19 protein-coding genes are annotated in these 21877 nt (G+C 74.5%); 12 read left to right on the top strand and 7 right to left on the bottom strand.

Annotated features, from left to right (window positions below; all coding sequences use genetic code 11):
- The first annotated feature begins 79 nt into the window (after positions 1 to 79).
- Positions 80 to 1735, top strand: a complete 1656-nt coding sequence (locus R4Z62_RS05860) for a cytochrome P450 (protein ID WP_491519273.1) — start codon at positions 80 to 82, stop codon at positions 1733 to 1735.
- On the opposite strand, the gene R4Z62_RS05855 is transcribed toward R4Z62_RS05860, so the two are convergent.
- Positions 1729 to 2685, bottom strand: a complete 957-nt coding sequence (locus R4Z62_RS05855) for an RluA family pseudouridine synthase (protein ID WP_491519272.1) — start codon at positions 2683 to 2685, stop codon at positions 1729 to 1731. The two genes, R4Z62_RS05860 and R4Z62_RS05855, sit on opposite strands and share 7 nt — an antisense overlap.
- A 77-nt stretch (positions 2686 to 2762) precedes the next feature.
- Here R4Z62_RS05855 and R4Z62_RS05850 point away from each other — a divergent pair, with 77 nt between their 5' ends.
- Positions 2763 to 3347 (top strand): GNAT family N-acetyltransferase, encoded by a 585-nt coding sequence (locus R4Z62_RS05850; protein WP_491519271.1) that lies wholly within the window; start codon positions 2763 to 2765, stop codon positions 3345 to 3347.
- A 91-nt stretch (positions 3348 to 3438) separates the two neighbouring features.
- Here R4Z62_RS05850 and R4Z62_RS05845 read toward each other — a convergent pair whose 3' ends face one another.
- Positions 3439 to 4284: a siderophore-interacting protein gene (locus tag R4Z62_RS05845; protein WP_064537270.1), complete on the bottom strand. Its 846-nt coding sequence runs from the start codon at positions 4282 to 4284 to the stop codon at positions 3439 to 3441.
- Positions 4285 to 4387: 103 nt separating this feature from the next.
- The gene (locus R4Z62_RS05840; protein WP_355478704.1) at positions 4388 to 5293 is read right to left on the bottom strand and encodes a 5'-3' exonuclease; all 906 of its coding nucleotides are present in this window, start codon (positions 5291 to 5293) and stop codon (positions 4388 to 4390) included.
- A gap of 190 nt (positions 5294 to 5483) precedes the next feature.
- On the opposite strand from R4Z62_RS05840, the gene R4Z62_RS05835 reads away from it, so the two are divergent.
- The 4 genes from R4Z62_RS05835 (at position 5484) to R4Z62_RS05820 (ending at position 10899) form a co-directional block, all read left to right on the top strand.
- On the top strand, positions 5484 to 6593 hold the full coding sequence (locus R4Z62_RS05835; RefSeq protein WP_064531845.1) for a quaternary amine ABC transporter ATP-binding protein: 1110 nt from the start codon (positions 5484 to 5486) through the stop codon (positions 6591 to 6593).
- The gene (locus R4Z62_RS05830; protein WP_491519270.1) at positions 6586 to 9201 is read left to right on the top strand and encodes an ABC transporter permease/substrate binding protein; all 2616 of its coding nucleotides are present in this window, start codon (positions 6586 to 6588) and stop codon (positions 9199 to 9201) included. Before R4Z62_RS05835 ends, R4Z62_RS05830 begins: the two co-directional genes overlap by 8 nt.
- A 400-nt stretch (positions 9202 to 9601) precedes the next feature.
- On the top strand, positions 9602 to 10177 hold the full coding sequence (locus tag R4Z62_RS05825) for a helix-turn-helix domain-containing protein (protein WP_381737014.1): 576 nt from the start codon (positions 9602 to 9604) through the stop codon (positions 10175 to 10177).
- Entirely contained in the window at positions 10177 to 10899 is a 723-nt protein-coding gene (locus tag R4Z62_RS05820; RefSeq protein ID WP_491519269.1) for a helical backbone metal receptor, read from the top strand. The genes R4Z62_RS05825 and R4Z62_RS05820 overlap by 1 nt, the downstream gene beginning before the upstream one ends.
- On the opposite strand, the gene R4Z62_RS05815 is transcribed toward R4Z62_RS05820, so the two are convergent.
- Positions 10811 to 12016, bottom strand: coding sequence for a TDT family transporter (locus R4Z62_RS05815; protein WP_491519268.1), 1206 nt, complete (start codon positions 12014 to 12016; stop codon positions 10811 to 10813). The genes R4Z62_RS05820 and R4Z62_RS05815 overlap by 89 nt on opposite strands.
- 70 nt (positions 12017 to 12086) lie before the next feature.
- Here R4Z62_RS05815 and R4Z62_RS05810 point away from each other — a divergent pair, with 70 nt between their 5' ends.
- The gene (locus R4Z62_RS05810; RefSeq protein ID WP_491519267.1) at positions 12087 to 13034 is read left to right on the top strand and encodes a LysR family transcriptional regulator; all 948 of its coding nucleotides are present in this window, start codon (positions 12087 to 12089) and stop codon (positions 13032 to 13034) included.
- 432 nt (positions 13035 to 13466) lie between these two features.
- On the opposite strand, the gene R4Z62_RS05805 is transcribed toward R4Z62_RS05810, so the two are convergent.
- Together R4Z62_RS05805 and R4Z62_RS05800 are read right to left on the bottom strand one after the other, a co-directional pair.
- Positions 13467 to 14180: a gamma-glutamyl-gamma-aminobutyrate hydrolase family protein gene (locus R4Z62_RS05805; protein ID WP_355478582.1), complete on the bottom strand. Its 714-nt coding sequence runs from the start codon at positions 14178 to 14180 to the stop codon at positions 13467 to 13469.
- A gap of 193 nt (positions 14181 to 14373) precedes the next feature.
- A complete protein-coding gene (locus R4Z62_RS05800; protein ID WP_382846513.1) occupies positions 14374 to 15120 on the bottom strand; it encodes a FadR/GntR family transcriptional regulator in 747 nt (248 codons plus the stop codon).
- Positions 15121 to 15215: 95 nt separating this feature from the next.
- On the opposite strand from R4Z62_RS05800, the gene R4Z62_RS05795 reads away from it, so the two are divergent.
- The 5 genes from R4Z62_RS05795 (at position 15216) to R4Z62_RS05775 (ending at position 20453) form a co-directional block, all read left to right on the top strand.
- Positions 15216 to 16580, top strand: a complete 1365-nt coding sequence (locus R4Z62_RS05795; protein ID WP_355478584.1) for a glutamine synthetase family protein — start codon at positions 15216 to 15218, stop codon at positions 16578 to 16580.
- An 11-nt stretch (positions 16581 to 16591) separates the two neighbouring features.
- Positions 16592 to 17983 carry an aldehyde dehydrogenase family protein gene (locus tag R4Z62_RS05790; protein WP_491519266.1) on the top strand — a complete coding sequence of 464 codons (1392 nt, stop codon included), beginning with the start codon at positions 16592 to 16594 and terminating at the stop codon, positions 17981 to 17983.
- A complete protein-coding gene (locus R4Z62_RS05785; protein WP_491519265.1) occupies positions 17980 to 18786 on the top strand; it encodes a 3-oxoacyl-ACP reductase in 807 nt (268 codons plus the stop codon). The genes R4Z62_RS05790 and R4Z62_RS05785 overlap by 4 nt, the downstream gene beginning before the upstream one ends.
- Before the next feature lie 68 nt (positions 18787 to 18854).
- On the top strand, positions 18855 to 19397 hold the full coding sequence (locus tag R4Z62_RS05780) for a hypothetical protein (protein WP_491519264.1): 543 nt from the start codon (positions 18855 to 18857) through the stop codon (positions 19395 to 19397).
- A 132-nt stretch (positions 19398 to 19529) separates the two neighbouring features.
- The gene (locus R4Z62_RS05775; RefSeq protein ID WP_491521845.1) at positions 19530 to 20453 is read left to right on the top strand and encodes a DUF2510 domain-containing protein; all 924 of its coding nucleotides are present in this window, start codon (positions 19530 to 19532) and stop codon (positions 20451 to 20453) included.
- Between the two features lie 65 nt (positions 20454 to 20518).
- Here the strand turns inward: R4Z62_RS05775 and R4Z62_RS05770 are convergent, their stop codons facing one another.
- Entirely contained in the window at positions 20519 to 21721 is a 1203-nt protein-coding gene (locus R4Z62_RS05770) for an amino acid deaminase/aldolase (RefSeq protein WP_382846507.1), read from the bottom strand.
- Positions 21722 to 21877: the final 156 nt, after the last annotated feature.

Here is a 21877-nt window from a genome sequence, read left to right as displayed (position 1 = left end):
CTGTTCCCTTCTGCTTTCCTGCTTCCCCTTCCGTCTCTCCGTCTCTCCTTCCGTCCTTTCCGCTTCGAAAGCGACCGCTGTGACGCCTGAACCCCAGCACCTGACCGGTCCGGACGACCGCATCCCCGCCCCGCCCCCCGGCTGCCCCGCGCACGGCGTCGGCCCCGGTGGGCTGCACCGCCTGCACGAGGCGCCCGACCTCGGTGACCTGTACGAGCAACTGCGCGACCGGCACGGCCCGGTGGCGCCCGTGCTGCTGCACGACGACGTCCCCATGTGGGTGGTCCTCGGCCACACCGAGAACCTGCACATGGTGCGCACCCCCTCGCAGTTCACCCGGGACAGCCGCATCTGGACCCCGCTCAAGGAGGGCATGGTCAAGCCCGACCACCCCCTCATGCCGCACATCGCCTGGCAGCCGATCTGCTCGCACGCCGAGGGCGACGAGCACAAGCGGCTGCGCGGCGCGGTCACCGCGGCCATGGCCACCATCGACCACCGGGGGCTGCGCCGCCACATCGGCCGCGCCACCCAGCGCCTGGTCAACCGCTTCTGCGAGACGGGCCGCGCCGACCTCGTCGACCAGTTCGCCGAGCATCTGCCGATGGCCGTGATGTGCGAGGTCCTCGGCATGCCCGAGGAGTACGGCGACCGGCTGGTGCAGGCCGCCCGCGACATGCTCAAGGGCACCGAGACCGCCATCGCCAGCAACGACTACATCATGGGCTGTCTGAGCGGGCTCGCCGCCCGCCGCCGGGCCCGCCCCGAGGACGACTTCACCAGCCACCTCATCGCCGACCCGGCCGGTCTGAACGACGAAGAGGTCGGCCAGCACCTGCGGCTGGTGCTCATCGCCGCCTACGAGGCCACCGCGAACCTGCTGGCCAACACCATCCGCCGGGTGCTCACCGACCCGGGGTTCCGCGCCCAGCTCAACGGCGGGCAGATGACGGTGCCTGAGGCGGTCGAGCAGTCCCTGTGGGACGAGCCGCCCTTCAGCACCATCTTCGCCTACTTCGCCAAGCAGGAGACCGAGCTGGGCGGCCAGCGCATCCGGCGCGGCGACGGGCTGCTGCTCGGTATCGCGCCCGGCAACGTCGACCCCCGGGTCCGGCCCGATCTGGCGGCCGACATGCAGGGCAACCGGTCCCACCTCGCCTTCAGCGGCGGCCCGCACGAGTGCCCCGGCCAGGACATCGGCCGGGCCATCGCGGACGTCGGTGTGGACAAGCTGCTGATGCGGCTGCCCGACATCCGGCTCGACTGCCACGAGGACGAGCTGCGCTGGACCGAGTCGATCGCCTCGCAGCACCTGGTGGAGCTGCCGGTGCGGTTCACCCCGCGCCCGCAGCAGGACGTGATGGCCCAGCCGAGCCACACCCCGATGCCGGTGCCGCAGCCGCGCACCGCCTGGGAGATCAGCACCGTACCGGCCACGCCCGCACCGTCCCCCGAGCCCGTGCCGGACGAGGGGACGGCCGACGCCACGGTGTCGGCGGGACCCTCGCGCGGCCGGACGGCGGTGACCGCCGAGGCGCCCGCACGCCCGGCGTCCGCGCCCGCGGCCACCGCCCCCGCGGCGCCGACCGCCCGGACCGCCGGGACCACCGGCACCGGGGTCGGGATCGGCGGCGGCACGGACACCGGCCCCGGCGCGGACCCCGGCGGCGACTTCGTGCCGGACCGCCCGCTCGGCGCCTGGCAGCGCTTCCTGCGCTGGTGGCGCGGCTACTGACCCGCGTCCCACGCGGCCGGGGACTCCCAGGCCCGCAGGGTCCGGCCGCTGCGCAGCCGGTGCTCGGCGCCCGTGACCGGGTCGGTGAACTCCAGCTCCCGCGCCAGCAGTTGCAGCGGGCGCCGGAAGTCACCGGCCGGGCCGGGGCCGGTCACCACCGGGTAGAGCGGGTCGCCGAGGATCGGCACGCCCAGCGCGCTCATGTGCACCCGCAGCTGGTGCGTCTGCCCGGTGGCCGGGGTGAGCCGGTAGCGGGCCAGGCCGTCCGCGCGGTGTGCGAGCAGTTCGACGTGCGTGAGCGCGTTCGGCTCGCCGGGCACCTCGCGGGCGGCCGGCTCCCCGCGCTCCTTCACGATCCGGCCGCACACGGTCCGGGGCAGGGCGAGCGCGGGATCGTACGGCGCCACGGCCTCGTACACCTTGCGCACCCGCCGGTCGCGGAAGAGCGTCTGGTACGCGCCGCGCTCCTCGGGCCGCACCGTGAACAGCACCAGCCCGGCGGTGAGCCGGTCCAGGCGGTGCGCGGCGCCGAGCGCCGGGAGAGCCAGTTCGCGGCGGAGCCGGGCCAGCGCGGTCTCGGCGACATGGGTGCCGCGCGGGGTGGTGGCGAGGAAGTGCGGCTTGTCCGCGACGACCAGGTGCTCGTCGCGGTGGACCACCTCCAGCGGGAACGGCACCGGCACCTCGTCGGGCAGCTCCCGGTGGAACCAGACGAACATCCCGGGCTCGTACGGCGCTTGTGGTGCCACCGGCCGTCCGTCGGCGCCGACGATCAGCCCCTGGTCGAACATCTCGGCGACCGCGCCGGGAGCCGCCCCGGACAGCCGCTCCACCAGGTGCTCGCGCACGGTCGCCCAGGTCCCCCCGGCGGGCAGCCGCACCCGCACCGGGTCCACGCCCCGTAGCTGGGGCAGCGGAGCGGGCGGTGCGGGGCGGGAACGGCGTCTCATCGGCAGCAGCCTACGAGCCGCCGGGCCCGGGGGAAAACCGCTGGGCCGCCCGGTCCGCGCCCGGCAGGATGCGGATCATGCCCGACCTCACCGCTCCCGTCCTGCCCGCCCACGCCTTCTCCCGTGCGCCGCAGCCCGCCGTGCCCACCGGCGACGGACTCCTGCTGCGTCCCTTCCGGCCCGGGGACGCGCCCGCCGTGCACGCCGTCTTCCAGGACCCGGTCATGCACCGGTGGCATCTGCGCTCCGCCGGCTGTGAGGAGGAGGTGAGCGGCTGGATCGCCCAGTGGCACGCGGCCTGGGCGGCGGACCGGGAGGCCCACTGGGCGGTGGCCGAGGACGGCGGCGCCGGGCGCCTGCTGGGCCGGGTCGCGCTGCGCGAGGTCCGCTTCGCGGACGGCGCGGCCGAGGTGGCGTACTGGACGGCGCCCGAGGCGCGGGGCAGGGGAGTGGCCGCCCGTGCCACCGCCGCTCTCGCCCGCTGGGCGCTGGAGGAGACCGGCTTCCACCGCCTGGAACTGCTGCACGCCGTGGCCAACGAGGCGTCCTGCCGGGTCGCCGCCCGGACCGGCTTCGCGCTGGAGGGCACCAAGCGCCGCTCGGGTCTGCACACGGACGGCTGGCACGACATGCATCTGCACGCCCGGGTGCGGGGCGACTGAGCGGGCCGGGCGAGGACCGCGCCCGCGTGCGACGACGCGAGGGGCGGCCCCCCGCGTGCGCGGGTGCCGCCCCTCGGGATGCGTCCTCGGCTCAGGCGGCGCTCGGCGCGCCCTCCTGCTCGGCCTCGACACGGGCGTTCCACTCGGACTTGGAGGCCTGCCAGCCGTCCTCGTTGTGGCCCAGGCGCCAGTAGCCGGAGATCGACAGGTCCTCGCGGGGGACGCCGTGCTCGACGCGCAGCAGCCGCCGCAGCTCCTTCACGAAGCCCGCCTCGCCATGTACGAAGGCCTGCACGCGGCCGACGGGGAAGTCCAGCGCCCGTACGGCCTCGACCAGGGCCTCGCCGACGGGCCGCTCGCCGCGGTGCAGCCAGACGACCTCCACGTCGGAGTCGATCTTCTGCTCCTCCTCGGGCCCGGAGACCTCCACGAAGGCGTGCGCGGTGACGCCCGGGGGCATGGCCTCCAGGGAGCGGGCGATGGCGGGCAGGGCGCTCTCGTCACCGGCCAGCAGATGCCAGTCGGCGGTGGGGTCCGGGGCGTAGGCGCCGCCGGGGCCCATGAAGCGCACCACGTCGCCCGGCCGCACGCGCAGCGACCAGGGGCCGGCCAGGCCCTCGTCGCCGTGCACCACGAAGTCGATGCTCAGCTCGCGGTGCTCGGCGTCCCAGGCGCGCACGGTGTAGGTCCGGGTCACCGGCCACTGCTCGGGCGGGAACTCCTCGCGGACGCGCTGCAGGTCGAAGGGCTCGGGATAGGTGACGCCGGGGGCCGGGAACAGCAGCTTCACATAGTGGTCCGTGCAGGTGTCGGCGGCGAAGCCGGCCAGCTCCTCGCCGCCGAGCACCACGCGCTGCATGTGCGGAGTGAGCCGTTCGGTGCGGATCACCCGCGCGGTGTGGACCCTTCGCGGTTTGCGCGCCGGACGTTCTGCCATGACGGCCTCCCAGTTCACGTGCTTAGGCTTACCTAAGTTAGCACCTTCCGCCGGGCGGCACCTCTTCCGCGGGGGACTTCCCCGTGCGCGTCGTCGCTCCGCGTCACGCCTCCAGGGTGCTGACCAGGCGCTGGAGGGACCCGCCCAGTCCCCAGCGGCCGGACAGCTCCGCCAGCGCCGCCGCGTCGCGCGGGGTGCGCGGCACGGCCGTGTCGACGTCCGGCAGCGGGACGTCCCGGGCCACGCGCACGACCTTCGGGGCCACCGCGAGATACGGGCGCGCCTCCTCCAGTCGTCTGCGCTGCGCCGGGGTGAGCTTCGCCCGCGGGTCGTCGACCGCGGCCATGATCCCGGCCAGGTCGCCGAAGGCGTCGAGCAGCCGGGCCGCCGTCTTCTCCCCGATGCCGGGCACACCCGGCAGACCGTCGCTCGGATCGCCGCGCAGCAGTGCCAGGTCCGCGTACCCGCCGCCGTCGACTCCATACTTCTCGCGCAGCACCGCCTCGTCGGTGAGCTGGAGCGTGCCGACACCCTTGAGCGGGTAGAGCACGCGCACCCCGCGCGCGTCGTCCACCAGCTGGTACAGATCGCGGTCGCCGGTGACGATGTCGACCGGGCCGGCGGCGCGGGCGGTGAAGGTGCCGATGACGTCGTCGGCCTCGTACCCGGCGACGCCCACGCGGGCGATGCCGAGGGCGTCGAGCACCGCCTCGATGACCGGGACCTGCGGCGAGAGGGTGTCGGGCACCTCCTCCTCGTCCGGGCCGCCCGGGTGCTCCGCGGCCACGCGGTGCGCCTTGTAGGACGGGATCAGCTCCACCCGCCAGTGCGGCCGCCAGTCGGCGTCCATGCAGGCCACCAGGTGGGCGGGCCGGTGGTCGCGGACCAGGCGGTCGATGAAGTCGAGCAGTCCGCGCACCGCGTTCACCGGGGTGCCGTCGGGGGCCCTGACGGACTCCGGGACGCCGAAGTAGGCGCGGAAGTACAGGGAGGCGCTGTCGAGGAGCATCAGTGGTCCGGTCACGCCTCGCATCATGCCGTACCCCACTGACAGTCACCCGGCGCCGTGTGAGCCACGCCACTTTTGTGTTTGCCCCCGGGGGACCTGGGCAGGCGCGGGCCCGAGCGAAGGTAGTTGCGTTATTCAACTGTTACTGATCCTTCGCAACTGTCCCTGTCCCCTATGACGAGAGGTGCGCGTGGCATCCAGGCTTGAGGCCCAACACCTGTACAAGGTGTTCGGCAGACGACCCGACGAGGCAGTGGAGAAACTCCGGCAGGGTGCCGGCCGCGACGAACTGCGGGCCGGCGGCACCACCGCCGCCGTCATCGACGCCTCCTTCACCGTGGACCCCGGACAGATCTTCGTCGTGATGGGGCTGTCCGGCTCCGGCAAGTCCACACTCCTTCGGATGCTGAACGGCCTCCTGGAGCCGACCGCCGGGCAGGTGCGCTTCGACGGCGAGGACCTGACCGCGCTCACCGACCGCGAACTGCGCGAGGTCCGCTCGAAGAAGATCAGCATGGTCTTCCAGCACTTCGCGCTCTTCCCGCACCGCAGCGTCCGCGACAACGCCGCGTACGGCCTGGAAGTGCAGGGCGTGCCCCGCGCCGAGCGCGCACGCCGCGCCGACGAGGCGCTCGCCCTGTGCGGCCTGGCCGGCTGGGAGGACTCCTGGCCCGACGAGCTGTCCGGCGGCATGCAGCAGCGCGTCGGCCTCGCCCGCGCGCTCGCCACCGACGCCGACCTGCTGCTGATGGACGAGTCCTTCAGCGCCCTGGACCCGCTGATCCGCCGTGACATGCAGGACCAGCTGCTCCAGCTCCAGAAGACCCTGAAGAAGACGATCGTGTTCATCACCCACGACCTCAACGAGGCCATGCGCCTGGGCGACCGGATCGCCGTCATGCGCGACGGCCGGATCGTGCAGAACGGCACCGCCGAGGACATCCTGCTGCGCCCGGAGGGCGACTACGTCGCCTCCTTCATCCAGGACGTCGACCGCTCCCGCGTTCTGACCGCGGAGTCGGTCATGGACCGCGAGGTGCGGGGCGACGAGGCCGACTGCGGTTGCCAGACCGCGACGCCGCACACCCCGTTCACCGAGCTGTGCGCGCTCAGCGCCCGGCTGCCCCACCCGGTCGCCGTGCTCGACGAGCACCGCGAGCTGGTGGGCGTCGTACCGCGCGGGCGGCTCATCGGCTTCCTCGCCGACGAGCCCGACGCCGCCGACGCCACGCCCGTGACCTGCGACGCGCCGCGCGGCAAGGGCGGCAAGGACGGCAAGAAGGAGGTGGCCCGTGCCTAGGATCCCGCTCGGCGACTGGGTCAACTCCGCGGTCGACTGGCTGCTGGGCCACATGTCCTGGCTCTTCGACTTCTTCAAGACCGTCTTCACCGGCGCCTACGACGGCATCAACGCCGTCCTCCAGGCGCCCGAGCCGTTGCTGCTGGCCGGCATCTTCGCGGTGCTCGCCTTCTGGCTGCGCGGCACCCTGGCCGGTGTCCTCGCCTTCGTCGGGTTCGCCTTCATCGACTCCCTCGGGCTGTGGGACGACGCGATGGTCACCCTGGCGCTCGTCCTGGTCGCCACGATCATCGCCCTGGTGATCTCCGTACCCGTCGGTGTCTGGGCGGCCCGTTCGGACCGGGTCAGCGCGATCGTGCGGCCCTTCCTGGACTTCATGCAGACGCTGCCGGCGATGGTCTACCTCATCCCGGCCATCCTGTTCTTCGGCACCGGCGGTCCCGCGGGCATCGTCGCCACCCTGATCTTCGCGCTCGCCCCCGGCGTGCGCATGACCGAGCTGGGCATCCGCCAGGTCGACAAGGAGCTGGTGGAGGCCGCCGAGGCGTTCGGCAGCACGCCCCGCAGCATCCTGCTGCGCGTCCAGCTGCCGCTGGCGCTGCCCACCGTGATGGCCGGCGTCAACCAGGTGATCATGCTCGGCCTGTCCATGGCCGCGATCGCCGGCATGGTCGGCACCGGCGGCCTCGGCGGCGACGTCAACGAGGCCATCGGCCAGCTCGACGTGGGCCTCGGCTCCGAGGCGGGCGTCGCCATCGTGATCCTCGCGATCTACCTGGACCGCATGACCAACGCCCTGGGCACCCAGGTCTCGCCGCTCGGCCGCCGGGCCGCCGCCCGCGCCCGCGCGCTGGCCGGCCTGAAGATCTGGTCGTACCGGCCCAGCCCGCAGATCGCCGTGATCGGCGTGGTCGTGCTCGCGCTGGCCGCCGGCGGCATGGGCGTCTTCGGGGGCGGCGACAGCGCCACCGCCGCCGACGACGGCCAGAACGTCGGCAAGGGCAAGAAGGTCACCATCGGCTACATCCCCTGGGACGAGGGCGTGGCCTCCACCTTCCTGTGGAAGGAGGTCCTGGAGCGGCGCGGCTACAAGGTCGACGCCCGCCAGTTCGACGCCGGACCGCTCTACACCTCGCTCGCCCAGGGCAGCGTCGACTTCGAGACGGACTCCTGGCTGCCCACGACCCACGCGCAGTACTGGAAGAAGTACGGCGACCGGCTCGACGACCTCGGCTCCTGGTACGGGCCGACCTCGCTGGAGCTGAGCGTGCCCTCGTACATGAAGGACATCAACTCCCTCGACGACCTCAAGGGCAAGGCGTCCCTGTTCGGCGGGAAGATCACCGGCATCGAGCCCAGCGCCGGCGAGATGGCCCTGCTCAAGAGCAAGGTCCTCAAGGACTATGGCCTGGACAAGGAGTACAAGGTCGTCGACAGCTCCACGCCCGCCATGCTGGCCGAGCTGAAGCGCGCCTACAGCAAGAAGGAACCGGTCCTCGTCACCCTGTGGTCGCCGCACTGGGCGTACAACGACTACGACCTGAAGAAGCTCAAGGACCCCAAGGGCGCCTGGGGCAAGGGCGACGGCGTGCACACGCTGTCCCGCAAGGGCTTCGCCGACGACAACCCGGTCGTCGGCGACTGGCTGAAGAACTTCAAGCTGGACGAGAAGCAGCTCACCAGTCTGGAGGCCGAGATCAACAAGGCCGGCAAGGGGCGGCAGCAGGACGCCGTGCGCACCTGGCTGAAGTCCAACCCGGGCGTCGTCGACAAGCTGGCCCCGGTGCCCGGCGGCGCCGGGAGCACCCCGGCCGAGGCCAAGCGCGCGCTGAACGTCGCCTGGTTCCCCTGGGACGAGGACGTCGCCGTCACCCACCTGTGGAAGCACGTCCTGGAGCGGCGCGGCTACAAGCTGAACCTCAAGCAGATGGACGTCGGCCCCGTCTACACCGGCCTGGCCGGCGGGGACATCGACCTCAACTTCGACGCCTGGCTGCCCTACGCCCAGAAGAACTACTGGGACAAGAGCAAGGACAAGCTCAAGGACCTCGGCACCTGGTACCAGCCGACGTCCCTGGAGATCGCCGTGCCGTCCTACGTCAAGGACGTGAAGTCCCTGGCGGACCTGAAGGGCAAGTCGTCCGAGTTCGGCGGGAAGATCATCGGCATCGAGCCGGGCACCGGTGAGATGACCCTCCTCAAGAGCAAGGTCCTGCCCGGCTACGGCCTGGACAAGGAGTACAAGGTCGTCGACGGCTCCACGCCCGCGATGCTCGCCGAGCTGAAGCGCGCGTACGCCAAGAAGCAGCCCGTCGCCGTCGTGCTGTGGTCCCCGCACTGGGCCTACAGCCGCTACGGCCTCACCAAGCTCGCCGACGACAAGAAGCTCTTCGGCGAGGGCAACACCATCCGCACCATCTCCAGCGAGAAGTTCCCCGAGCAGTACCCGCAGCTCACCGAGTGGATCAAGAAGTTCCGGATGAGCGAGGGCGAGCTGGGCAGCCTGGAGAGCGAGATCAACGCCCGCGGCAAGGCCCAGGAGGACGAGGCCGTCGACGCCTGGATCGCGAAGCACCCGGACGTCGTCCAGCGGATGACCCCGCAGTAGCGGCACCGGCGGCGCGCCCGGCGGCCCGCCGCACCGCACACCGCCCGAGGGGCGGGTCCGGCCACGCACCTGACGGTGTGGCCGGACCCGCCCCTCGGGCCGTCCACAGGGCGGATCCGGCCAATCACGGACCGTCACCCCACCGCCCCGTACGGCACCGGAGCCCGTACGGTGGCTGTGAGCGCGACCGGATCGCGGCGTGAACCAGGGGGTCGCGACGACGGGAGGCGTACGGGGAAGTGACGGGCAGGTGAAACGGTTTGCCGAACATGCGTAGGGTGCAGACAACTCAACAGGAGCGGTGCGCCCCGGCACGGAGCCCGGGACGGACCGCGCGGGGGCGGGCCGGCGAGCGGGCCCGCGGACAGCACGACGACGAGCGAAGGAGGGAGCCGGAGCGATGGGCGACCACAAAGAACAGCCCCTGCGCGTGGGCGCGGCCGTACGGCGCCGCCGCCGCGCGCTGAACCTGACCCTCGCCGTCGTGGCCGGGCGCAGCGGCCTGTCGGTGCCCTTCCTGAGCCAGATCGAGAACGACCGGGCCCGCCCCAGCCGAAGCTCCCTGGAGAAGGTCGCCGACGCGCTGCGCACCACCGCGGTGGAACTGCTGGCGGCGGCCGACCCGGCGTGCAGCGTCGACGTGGTCCGCGCCGAGCTGCCCGAGAGCGGCGAGCCGGAACCGGCGCCCCGGATGCGCGCCCTGGTCCGCGGCCACCACCAGCTGCACGCCTCGGAGTTCACCGGGGACCACGACGCAGGCCGCGAGTTCCAGCACCGCAACGACGAGCTGATGTACGTCGCCGACGGCGCGGTCGAGGTCGAGGCCGAGGGCCGCGCGTACCGGCTGGTGCGCGGCGACACCATGTATCTGACCGGCGGGGTGCGCCACCGCTGGCGGGCCACCGTCGCGGACACCCGCGTGATCGTGGTCGCGGTGGCCGAGCACATCGAGGCGGTGCAGGACCGGACGCGCTGATGGTCCGCGTCGTCTCCCTGGTCCCCTCGCTCACCGAGGCGGTCGCCGCGACCGTCCCCGGCGCGCTGGCCGGCGCCACCGACTGGTGCAGCCACCCGGCCGGCCTGGACGTCGTCCGTGTCGGCGGCACCAAGAACCCCGACACCGCCCGTATCGCCGCCCTCGCCCCCGATCTGGTGATCGCCAACGAGGAGGAGAACCGCGCGCCCGACCTCGACGCGCTGCGCGCCGCCGGGACCGAGGTGCTGGTGACCGAGGTGCGGGACGTACCGGGCGCGTTCCGCGAGCTGGCGCGGGTGCTGACGGCCTGCGGGGCGGCGGCCCGGCCGCGCTGGCTGGACGAGGCCGAGGCCGCCTGGGCGGCGCCGCCCGCTCCCGAGGTGCGTACGACCGCCGTCGTGCCGGTGTGGCGCAGGCCCTGGATGGTGCTCGGCCGGGACACCTTCGCCGGGGACGTGCTGGCCCGCCTGGGCGTCGACCACCTCTACGCCCGCCACGCCGAGCGCTACCCGCGCGTCCCGGTCGAGGATCTGCGGGCGGCCGCCCCGGACGTGGTCGTGCTGCCGGACGAGCCGTACCGGTTCACCGCCGCCGACGGCCCCGAGGTCTTCGCGGGCCTGCCCTGCGCGCTGGTCAGCGGACGGCATCTGACGTGGTACGGGCCGTCGCTGGCCGAGGCGCCGCGGCTGCTGGGCGAGGCGCTGCGAGCAGCGCTCCGCTGAGCAGTCCGCGCGCGGTGTGCACGGCCGCGGCGGCCCACGCGGTGAGCAGCACCGCGTACAGGGCCACGGCGAGCGTGTCGTACGCGACGAGATGGGTGTGCCGGGCCAGGGCCGAGGCGCCGGTCACACAGGTGCCCACCGGGAAGGTGAAGGACCACCACGTCATGGCGAAGCCCATGCCCTGCCGGGCGGCGCGCACCACCTGGGCGGCGGCGAAGGCGAACCAGAGCACGGCGAAGCCCATGACCGGCACCCCGTACAGCAGCCCGAAGACCGCGAAACCCGTGTCGAAGGGGGCCGGTACGACGCCCGGCGCGGTGTCCGCGAAGGCACCGGCGGCCGTCGTCGACTGCCCCAGCGGGCCCAGGACCAGGAACAGCGTCGGCGTCAGCGCGAGCGGCAGCGGCCCCACCAGCAGCAGCCGGCCCAGCACCAGCGGCAGCAGGGCGAGCGTCGCCAGCAGGCTCAGCCCGAACATCGCCACACAGCCCAGCAGCAGGGTCTCCCGCAGCTGACCGGCCGGCAGATGCAGCACCAGGGCGGGCCCCAGCGCGGCGGACACCATCGGCGCGACCACCGGCAGCAGCCACACCGGTGTCGTCTCGCGCGGCTCGATCCGGTGGTGCACGGCCATCAGGTACGGCACCGCGACCGCCGCCACCAGCCCGACCGCCGTACCGGCCGTGAACAGCGCGGTGTCCAGGACGAGCGCGGCGGACGCGCCGATCCAGTCCCGGCCCACCGAGAGCGCGCCGCCGCCCACGGCGAGCAGCGCCATCGAGAGACAGCCGTAGAACGGGGCCGCCGCCGGGTCCAGGAGGTGCGCGCGGGCCTGGTCGCGATGGTGGATCCAGTGCAGCGCGCGGGCCGTGAGCAGCACGGCGAGCTGGACCAGTGAGAGCGCCCAGACGGCCGCGCACACCGTGCGCAGCCCCGGGACGTGCACCGGCAGCGCCGCACCCGCCCCGGCGACGGCGGCGGTGCCCATGACCGAGCCGTACCAGTTGGGCCCCAGCAGGCGCAGGGCCGGGAGGCGGCGGGGGGCCGCCGGGCCGGGCGTACGGGCCGGAGGGGACGGGTGGGAGTGCTGTGCCGGGGAATGGGCTGCGGTGACCATGACTTGAGGCTTTCGCAGGGCCGCTGCCCCCACCAGGGGGTTTGTCTCTATCGGGGCATAAGCTGGCTTTATGGGAAGGAGGCCGGAGGTGGACGCAGGCAACGGCGAGGGGCGGCCGCCCGGGGCGGCGCCGCTGGCCCACCGGGTGCCGGACCTGGGCGCGCTGGAACTGCTCCTGGCGGTGGCGCGGCTGGGCAGCCTGGGCGCCGCCGCCCGCGAGCTGGGCATCACCCAGCCGGCGGCGAGCAGCCGGATCCGCTCCATGGAACGGCAGCTCGGGCTGGCCCTGGTGGACCGCTCGCCGCGCGGTTCCCGGCTGACCGACGCGGGCGCGCTGGTCACGGACTGGGCCCGGCGGGTCGTGGAGGCGGCGGAGGCGTTCGACGTGGGCGCGCAGGCGCTGCGCGACCGCCGGGACTCGCGGCTGCGGGTGGCGGCGAGCATGACGATCGCCGAGTATCTGCTGCCCGGCTGGCTGATCGCGCTGCGCGCGCGGCGCCCGGACACGGCGGTGTCGCTGCTGGCCGGGAACTCCGCGGTGGTCGCCGAACGGCTGCTGGCGGGCGAGGCGGACCTCGGTTTCGTGGAGGGGGTGTCGGTGCCGCCCGGACTGGACTCCGTGGTGCTCGCCCATGACCGGCTGACCGTGGTGACCGCGCCGGGCCATCCGTGGGCCCGGCGGCGGCGCCCGCTGGAGGCGGCGGAACTGGCCGCGACCCCGCTGATCCTGCGCGAGACGGGCTCCGGGACCCGGCAGGTGCTGGACGCGGCGCTGGGCGGGCTGGCCCGGCCGCTGATCGAACTCTCCTCCACCACGGCGGTGAAGGCGGCGGCCGTCAGCGGCGCGGGCCCGGCCGTCCTCAGCGAACTGGCCGTCGGCGACGAACTGACCCTGCGCCGCCTGGTGACCGTCCCGGTCCGGGACGTCGCCCTCCGCCGCGACCTGCGCGCGGTCTGGCCCACCGGCCACCGCCCGACGGGCCCCGCCCGGGACCTGCTGTCCTTGACCCGGACCTGATCCTGATCCGGACCTGATCCTGACCTGACCCGGGCCTGATCCGGGTCCGGCCGGGGAGGGCTGGGCGGGCGGGACGCGGTGCCGTGCGAAGGGGCCGCGCCGCCGCCGTGCCTCCGGCCAGGGACCCGTGCCGGACGCGGGCACGGGGTCGGTGCCCGAGCCGGTCCGCGTCCGAGCCGTGCGTATGGTCCATAGCCGCTCCGTGTGAAAGGGCCGCGCCTTCGTCGAGGGGGCCGGTCCGAGGCGCGCGCATGGTCATGCCCGATCCGCGGGCGCGTCGCGCGGGGTTCGCAGCCGGTCCGGGCGGGAGGGGCCTGCCGGGTGTCTGCGGGGGCGCTGGCCCGTTCGGGCGGGCCGTACGCGGTCCCCGTGCGGGGTGGCCGTCGGGGCGTCGCCGAAGGGCCGGCAAGTCGCCACCGGGGGCGTCCCCCCTCAGCCGCCGCCCGTCCCGGCCGCCGCCGCGACCAGGGCGCCCATCACGCGGGTGTCCTCGGCCATCTCCGGGTGCCACTGCACCCCCAGGGCCCAGGGGGCGCCGGGAGGTGGTTCGAGCGCCTCGACCGTGCCGTCCCCGGCGTGCGCGGAGGCGACGAGGCCGGCGGCCAGCCGGTCGACGGCCTGGTGGTGATAAGCCGGGACGGACGTGGGTTCCGGGACGGCCGCCGCGTACCGGGTGCCGGGCACCGGGACGACCGGGTGGGCGCCGAAGACGCCGACGGCCCCGGCGTGCCCGTCCAGGTGCTGCACCAGGGTGCCGCCCAGCGCCACGTTCAGCAGCTGCATGCCCCGGCAGATGCCGAGCAGCGGCACCCCGGCCGCCAGCGCGGCCCCGATCAGCGCGAGTTCCCAGGCGTCGCGGGCCCGCGCGGGCGGACCGGTGCGGGGATCGGGCGCGGCTCCGTACCGTACGGGCTCCACGTCCGGGCCGCCCGCGATCACCAGCCCGTCCAGCCGCTCCACGGCCGCCGCCGCCCGCTCGGGCGCGTCCGGCGGCAGCATCGCGGCGAGGCCGCCCGCGCGCTGCACCAGCCGCGGGTAGCCGGCCGGCAGCAGCGCGGCCTCCAGCTCCCACACGCCCCAGCGCGCGCCCGGCTCCAGATACGTACTGACGCCGATCAGCGGTCGTCGCGCGCTCGTCGCGGTCATCGGACCCTCCCCGCTCGCAATGGTGTGCGTCCATACCTAACGCACCCGGGCGCCCCGACGCACTCACGCGCGCGTGCCCGTGCCCCGGCGCCCCGGTCACCCGCGCGCGCGTGCCCTCGCCCTCGCCCTCCCGGAGCCCGCCGCGCGGCGCCCGCCCGCCGGTCCGCCCGCGGGTCCGCCCGGCTCGCCCGGTTCACGCCAGGAAGCCCCGCAGCAGCGCCGCCGTCCCCGCGCAGTGCTCGCGCGCCCGCTCCCGTGCGCCGTCCGCGTCCCCGGCCAGCACCGCCGCCACCAGCGCGGCGTGCTGGCGCTGCGAGTGCTCCAGGTTGCGCACCAGCAGCGGGATGCAGTCCAGCAGGTCGTTCACCGTGGCCCGGACCGCCGCGTACTGCGCGGCCAGCGTCGGGGAGCCGCACAGCTCGGCCAGCGTCAGGTGCAGCAGCGTGTCCCGGCGCCGGTACTCCGCGGGCGGCACGTCCCGGGTGTGCTCCAGCGCCGCCCGCAGCCGCCGCTCCTGGTCGCCCGTCAGCCCGTGCGCCGCGCACAGCCCGGCCGCCCCGGCCTCCAGCACCTCGCGGAAGCGCAGGACGTCCTCCAGGTCGACCGCGGCCACCCGCCGCCGCAGCTCGTCCCCGCCGTCCGTGCCCGCGTCCGCGCGCGGGCGCACGAACGTACCGCCGTAGCGCCCCCGCCGTGCTTCCACGAGCCCCTGCTCATGGAGCACCTTCAGCACCTCGCGCAGCGTCACCCGGCTGATCCCCAGCCGGGCGGCCAGCTCGCGCTCGGCCGGCAGCCGCTCACCCGCCGGCACCAGCCCCAGCCGCACCACCAGCAGAATCTGCTCCAGCGCCTCCTCGAAGCCGTTGCCCGCGCGCACCGGCCGCAGCAGCGCCGCGAGCCGGTCCCCGCCCGCCCCGGTCGAACCCGTGTCCCCAGCCATCCGGCCGCGCCCCCTTCCCAGCCAATGGTCCAGGGTCATACCTTATGGCGCACGGCGTCGGCCGAACGGCCGGCGAAGCCCGAGGAGGCCCGCCCGTGGCAGACCGCACACCCCCGCTCACCGTCGAGGAACTGCGGACGCTCGTCGCGGGCGGCGACATCGACACCGTCGTCCTGGCCTTCCCCGACATGCAGGGACGGCTCCAGGGCAAGCGCTTCGCCGCCCGTTTCTTCCTCGACGAGGTCCTGCGGCACGGCACCGAGGGCTGCACCTACCTCCTCGCCGTCGACGCCGAGATGAACACCGTCGACGGCTACGCCCTGTCCTCCTGGGACCGCGGCTACGGCGACTTCGCGATGCACCCCGACCTCGCCACCCTGCGCCGCCTCCCCTGGAACCCGGGCACCGCCCTGGCCGTGGCCGACCTCGCCTGGCACGACGGATCCCCGGTGAGCGTCGCCCCCCGGCAGATCCTGCGCCGCCAGCTCGACCGGCTCGCCGAGCACGGCTGGCGGGCCCAGGCCGGCACCGAGCTGGAGTTCATCGTCTTCCAGGACACCTACGAACAGGCGTGGGACGGCGGCTACCGCGGCCTCACCCCGGCCAACCGGTACAACGTCGACTACTCGATCCTCGGCACCGGCCGCGTCGAACCGCTGCTGCGCCGCCTGCGCAACGACATGGCGGGCGCCGGTCTCACCGTCGAGTCCGCCAAGGGCGAGTGCAACCTGGGCCAGCACGAGATCACCTTCCGCTACGACGAGGCCCTGGTCACCTGCGACCAGCACGCCGTCTACAAGACCGGCGCCAAGGAGATCGCCGCCCAGGAGGGCGTCTCGCTCACCTTCATGGCCAAGTACGACGAACGTGAGGGCAACTCCTGCCACATCCACCTCTCCCTCACCGACACCGACGGCACCGGCGTCATGGCCGGCCCGGAACCGGGGGAGATGTCCGAGGTCATGCGGCACTTCCTCGCCGGACAGCTCGCCGCGCTGCGCGACTTCTCCCTGCTCTACGCCCCCGGCATCAACTCCTACAAGCGGTTCCAGCCCGGCTCCTTCGCCCCCACCGCCGTCGCCTGGGGCCACGACAACCGCACCTGCGCGCTGCGCGTCGTCGGCCACGGCCCCTCGCTGCGCTTCGAGAACCGGCTGCCCGGCGGCGACGTCAACCCGCACCTGGCCGTCGCCGGACTCGTCGCCGCGGGCCTGCACGGCGTCGAACAGCGGCTGCCGCTGCCCGAGCCGTGTCCCGGCAACGCCTACACCGCGGACTACGCACACGTCCCCACGACCCTGCGCGAGGCCGCCGAGCTGTGGGAGAACAGCCCGATCGCGAAGGCCGCCTTCGGCGACGAGGTCGTCGCGCACTACCGCAACATGGCGCGCGTCGAACTCGACGCCTTCGACGCCGCGGTCACCGACTGGGAGCTGCGCCGCTCCTTCGAACGCATGTGAGAGGCCCCGCCTTGCCGAACGAGTTCCAGCCCGAGCACGCACCCGAACTCCTGGTCCTCGACCCGGCCACCGAGGAGACGGTCGCCGTCGTCCCCGCCGCCGACGCCACCGACGTGGACCGCGCCGTCGTCCGCGCGAGCGCCGCCCAGCGCTCCTGGGCGGGCGCCGCCCCCGCCGACCGGGCCCGGCTGCTGCGCCGCTTCGCCGACGTCGTCGACGCCCACGCCGAGGAACTGGCCCAGCTGGAGGTCCGCGAGGCCGGGCATCTCGTCGGCGACGCCCGCTGGGAGGCCGGCAACGTCCGCGACCTGCTGCTGTACGCGGCCGGCGGCGCCGAACGGCTGCTCGGCCGGCAGATCCCGGTGCCCGGCGGCTGGGACGTCACCTTCCTCGAACCGCTCGGCGTCGTCGGTGTGATCGCCCCCTGGAACTTCCCCATGCCGATCGCCGCCTGGGGCTCCTTCCCGGCCCTGGCCGCGGGCAACGCGGTCCTGCTCAAACCCGCCGAGACCACCCCGCTCACCGCCCTGCGCCTGGCGGAACTCGCCCTGGAGGCGGGCCTGCCCGAGCACCTGTTCCAGGTACTGCCCGGACACGGCCGCGTCGCGGGCCGCGCGCTGGTCGACCACCCCGGCGTGGCGAAGATCGTCTTCACCGGCTCCACCCGCACCGGCCGCGAGATCATGGAGCGCTGCGCCCGGCACGTCAAGCCCGTCACCCTCGAACTGGGCGGCAAGAGCCCCAGCATCGTCTTCGCCGACGCCGACCTGAGGGCCGCCGCCGACCCGTCCTCCTTCCTGGACAACGCCGGACAGGACTGCTGCGCCCGCACCCGCGTCCTCGTCCAGGAGTCCGCCTACGACGAGGTGCACGCACTGCTCGCCGAGGCCCTGGCCGCCGTCGTGGTGGGCGACCCGGCCGACGAGAAGACCGGGATGGGCCCGCTGATCTCCCGCGCGCAGCGGGACCGCGTACGGGCCTACGCGCCGCCCGGAGCACCGGCGCTGCGCGGCACCGCGCCCGGCGGACCCGGCTTCTGGTTCCCGCCGACCGTGCTCACCGGGGAGCGGCCGGACTCCGCCGCCGCCCGCGAGGAGATCTTCGGCCCGGTCGCCGTCCTGCTGTCCTTCACCGACGAGCAGGACGCGATCCGCCTCGCGAACGACACCCCCTACGGTCTGTCCGGCTCCGTGTGGACCCGGGACGTGGGCCGCGCCCTGCGCGTCGCCCAGGGCGTCCGGGCCGGGAACCTGTCCGTCAACTCGCATGCCAGCGTGCGCTACTGGACGCCGTTCGGCGGGGCCAAGCAGTCCGGCCTCGGCCGCGAACTCGGCCCCGACGCCCTGACCGCCTTCACCGAGACCAAGAACGTCTTCCTCAGCACGGAGGGGCCCGCACAGTGAGCGAAAGCGAAGAGGAAGAGACAGCTCCCGCGGCCGTCTGCCGGCGGCTGGTCGGCCGTACCGCCGTCGTCACCGGTGCGGGCAGCGGCATCGGCCTCGCCGCCGCGCGCCGGCTCGCCGCCGAGGGCGCGCACGTCGTCTGCGGCGACATCGACGAGCGGGGCGGCAAGGCGGCGGCCGAGGCCGTCGGCGGACTGTTCGTCCAGGCCGACGTCACCGACCCCGGTCAGGTCGAGGCGCTGTTCCGGGCGGCGTACGACACCTACGGCAGCGTCGACGTCGCCTTCAACAACGCCGGCATCTCCCCGCCCGACGACGACTCCATCCTGGAGACCGGCCTGGAGGCGTGGCAGCGCGTCCAGGACGTCAACCTCACCTCCGTCTACCTGTGCTGCAAGGCGGCCCTGCCGTACATGCGGCGCCAGGGCCGGGGCTCCATCATCAACACCGCCTCCTTCGTGGCCCGGATGGGCGCGGCCACCTCGCAGATCTCCTACACCGCCTCCAAGGGCGGCGTGCTGGCCATGTCCCGGGAACTGGGCGTGCAGTTCGCCCGCGAAGGCATCCGGGTGAACGCGCTGTGCCCCGGACCGGTCAACACCCCCCTGTTGCGGGAGCTGTTCGCCAAGGACCCGGAGCGCGCGGCGCGCCGCCTCGTGCACATTCCGCTCGGCCGGTTCGCCGAGGCCGAGGAGATCGCCGCCGCCGTCGCCTTCCTCGCCAGCGACGACTCCTCCTTCGTCAACGCCACCGACTTCCTGGTGGACGGCGGCATCTCGGGGGCGTACGTCACCCCGCTCTAGACGCTCTCCGGGGGAAGCGACCCGGGCGTCGGCCCGGCTCAGCACGTCCGCCGAACCGAGGGGGTCTCGTGGCACGGACGATGACGCAGAAGGTCGAACAGCGGCTCGCCCAGCAGGCGGCGCCCGGCGAGCGGGTGCTCTTCGGGGCACCGGTCTTCCGGACCGACGGTGTACGCACCACGGCGACCGGCGCCGGTGCGGGTCCGGGCGGTGCGGGCGGCGCGGCGGAGGTGGCCGCGTTCACGCGGCGCGGCCCGACCGCGCCTCCCACGGTGCCGGTCCGGATCCCCGGACGAGTGGTCGTCGCGCTCACCACCCGGCGGCTGCTGGTCTTCTCCGTCACGGGCGCCGTCGTCGCCGGGCCCGGCGAGCTGCTGCACTCCTTCCCGCTGGAGGAGATCGCCTGGGTGGGGAAGCCGCAGCTGGTCACCGGCGCCGCGCAGGCGCTCCGGGTGCGGATCGGCATCGCCGGGACGGGCGTGCTGGCCTACGGACACCCCAGGCGGCGGGTGGCCGAGGGCCGCCTCATGACGGGGCGTCTGATACGGGAACTCGCCGCCCGGCCGAGGACGCGGGAGCCTGGCTCCGGGGACGGGGCCGCGAGCGGCTGACACACGCGAGCGACGGAGCCGCGCGAGCGGCTGACGTACGCGAGCGGCGGACGCACGGCCGCGCCCCGGCAGGGCACGGCCACCGGCCACCTGTGACGGCGGGGCGATCCGCCCTACAGTGCCCAGGTGAGCATGACGCCCCCGCCCGGCTGGTACCGCGACCCGTCGGTCCCGCACCTGGAACGCTGGTGGGACGGGACCGCCTGGAGCGAGCACCGGCGCTCACCGGAGACCGTGCCGCTCCCGCTGGTCGTCCCGGCCGCCCGGCGCCCGGCACGCGCCAGGGCGGTGGCGCTCGCCGCCGCCGGGTCCGTCCTGGCCGCCGCGATCGTCACCGGTGCGGTCCTGCTCCACGACGGCGGTGACCGCGGCGACGGCGCGACGAGCACCGCCCCCGGCGGCCCGGCCGCGACGGACACCGCCACCGCCCCGGCCGCCCCGCCGGACTCGTCCGGTCCGTCCGGCCGGGCCGGTCCGTCCGACGCGTCCGTGGTGGTCGACCAGCTCAACGGCATCACCCTGCCGCTCCCGGCCGGCTGGGAGGCGCCGCAGAACGTCTCCCAGGACGACGTCGTCATGACCACCCACGGCGTCTACGACTGCCCGGCGGGACGCGGGCTGTGCCGGCACGGCCTGGTCAGCACCCTGACCCCCGCCTCGTCCGACGGCGCCCGGCCCGAGACCCTGGCCCGGAACGACATCGCCGACGCGGCCGACGCCGCCTACGGGCGGAACGCGGCGGGCGACACGCCGTACGACGGCATCACCGCGCACCAGGACGTCGCCGCCGGGCAGGTGGCCGTCGCGGGCCGGGCGGGCTACTTCGTGCGCCGCCGGGTCCGCACCGCCAAGGGGCCCGGCGGCTACGTGGAGTCGCTGGCCTTCTCCTCCAGCACGGGCGTCGGCGCTCCCGTCATCGTCCGCTTCGTCCTCGACGCGGGCCCGGACGGGCCGCCCCTGGCCGACATCGACCGGATCACCAAGGGCATCCGGCCGATCGGCGCCACCGGCGCGGACGGCGGTGTGGGCAGCAGCATCGGCCCGTCGTCCGGCTGAGCCCGGCCGGACCTCGGAGGCCGGACGGGCCCCGGAGACCCGACCGGGCCTCAGAGGACCGGGCCTCAGAGGAAGGTGTGGCCCTCGCCGCGGTACGTCGGCACGGTCGCCGTCACCCGGTCGCCCTCGACGAGATGCAGCGCGTCGAACCGCTCGCACAGCTCACCGGCCTTGGCGTGCCGGAACCACACCTTGTCGCCGATGAGCAGGTCGTCGGCGGGCGGGCCGAGCAGCGGGGTCTGCACCTCACCGGGGCCCTCCTGCGGGTCGTAGCGCAGGCCCTCGGGCAGATACGGCACCGGCAGCCGGTCCGCTCCCGCCGCCCCCGACGCGGGGTAGCCGCCGCCCAGCACCGTGACCACCCCGACCCCCGGGCGCCGCACCACCGGCTGGGCGAACAGCGCCGCCGGACGGCCCCGGAAGGACGTGTAGTTGTCGAACAGGCGCGGCACGTACAGCCCCGAACCCGCGGCGATCTCGGTCACCGCCGCCTCCGCCGCGGTGTGCTGCACACTGCCCGTGCCGCCGCCGTTGACGAACTCCAGGTCCGGCGCCACCGCGCGGACCGCCCGCACCACGGCGGCCCGCCGCTCGGCCAGTTCGCGGCGCGCCGCCGACTGCATCAGCCGGATCGCCCGCGACCGCAGCGGCCGCCCCGCCACCGCGTCGCCCACGCCCGCGACATGCCCCTCGTACGCCATGAGCCCGACCAGCCGGAACCCCGGCCGCCGGGCCACCGCGCGGGCCATCTCGGCGATCTGGGCGGGGGAGTGCAGCGGGGAGCGGAGCGCGCCGACGCGGAACCGGCCGCCGAACATCCGCAGCGACGTGTCCAGTTCCAGGCACACCCGTACGGTCTCGCCGCCGCCCTCGCGGCAGGCGTCGATCAGGTCGAGCTGGGCCGGGTCGTCGACCATCACCGTGACGGCGGCGGCCGGCTTGGGATCGGAGGCCAGTTCGGCGAAGCCGGCGCGGTCGGCGGACGGGTAGGCGAGCAGGACGTCCTCGAACCCGGACCGGGCCAGCCACAGCGACTCGGCGAGCGTGAACGACATGATGCCCGCGAAGCCGTCCTTGGCCAGGGCCCGTTCGAGCAGCGCGCGGCAGCGCACGGACTTGCTGGCCACCCGGACCGGTTTGCCGCCGGCCCGGCGCAGCAGATCGTCGGCGTTGGCGTCGAAGGCGTCCAGGTCGACGATCGCGACGGGGGCGTCGAGATGGGCGGTGGCCCGGTCGTAACGGGCCCGGTCGGCGGCGCGTGCGGTCATGCACGCAGCCTGCCAGACAGGATTACCGCAGGGTAGGGGGACGTTACGGGCAGATCCCCCGGGCCCGCGGTCCGGTTCCCGCCGTCGCGCGCCCAGCCCGTAGAGTGACGCGCACGTGCGGCGCGGGGGCGGCACGATCCCGGCCACCGAGGCGAG

The organism is Streptomyces sp. PL-25 (assembly GCF_058344915.1).
Note: the sequence above shows the minus strand (reverse complement) of the source record. Positions and strands in the feature narration are given on the sequence as shown.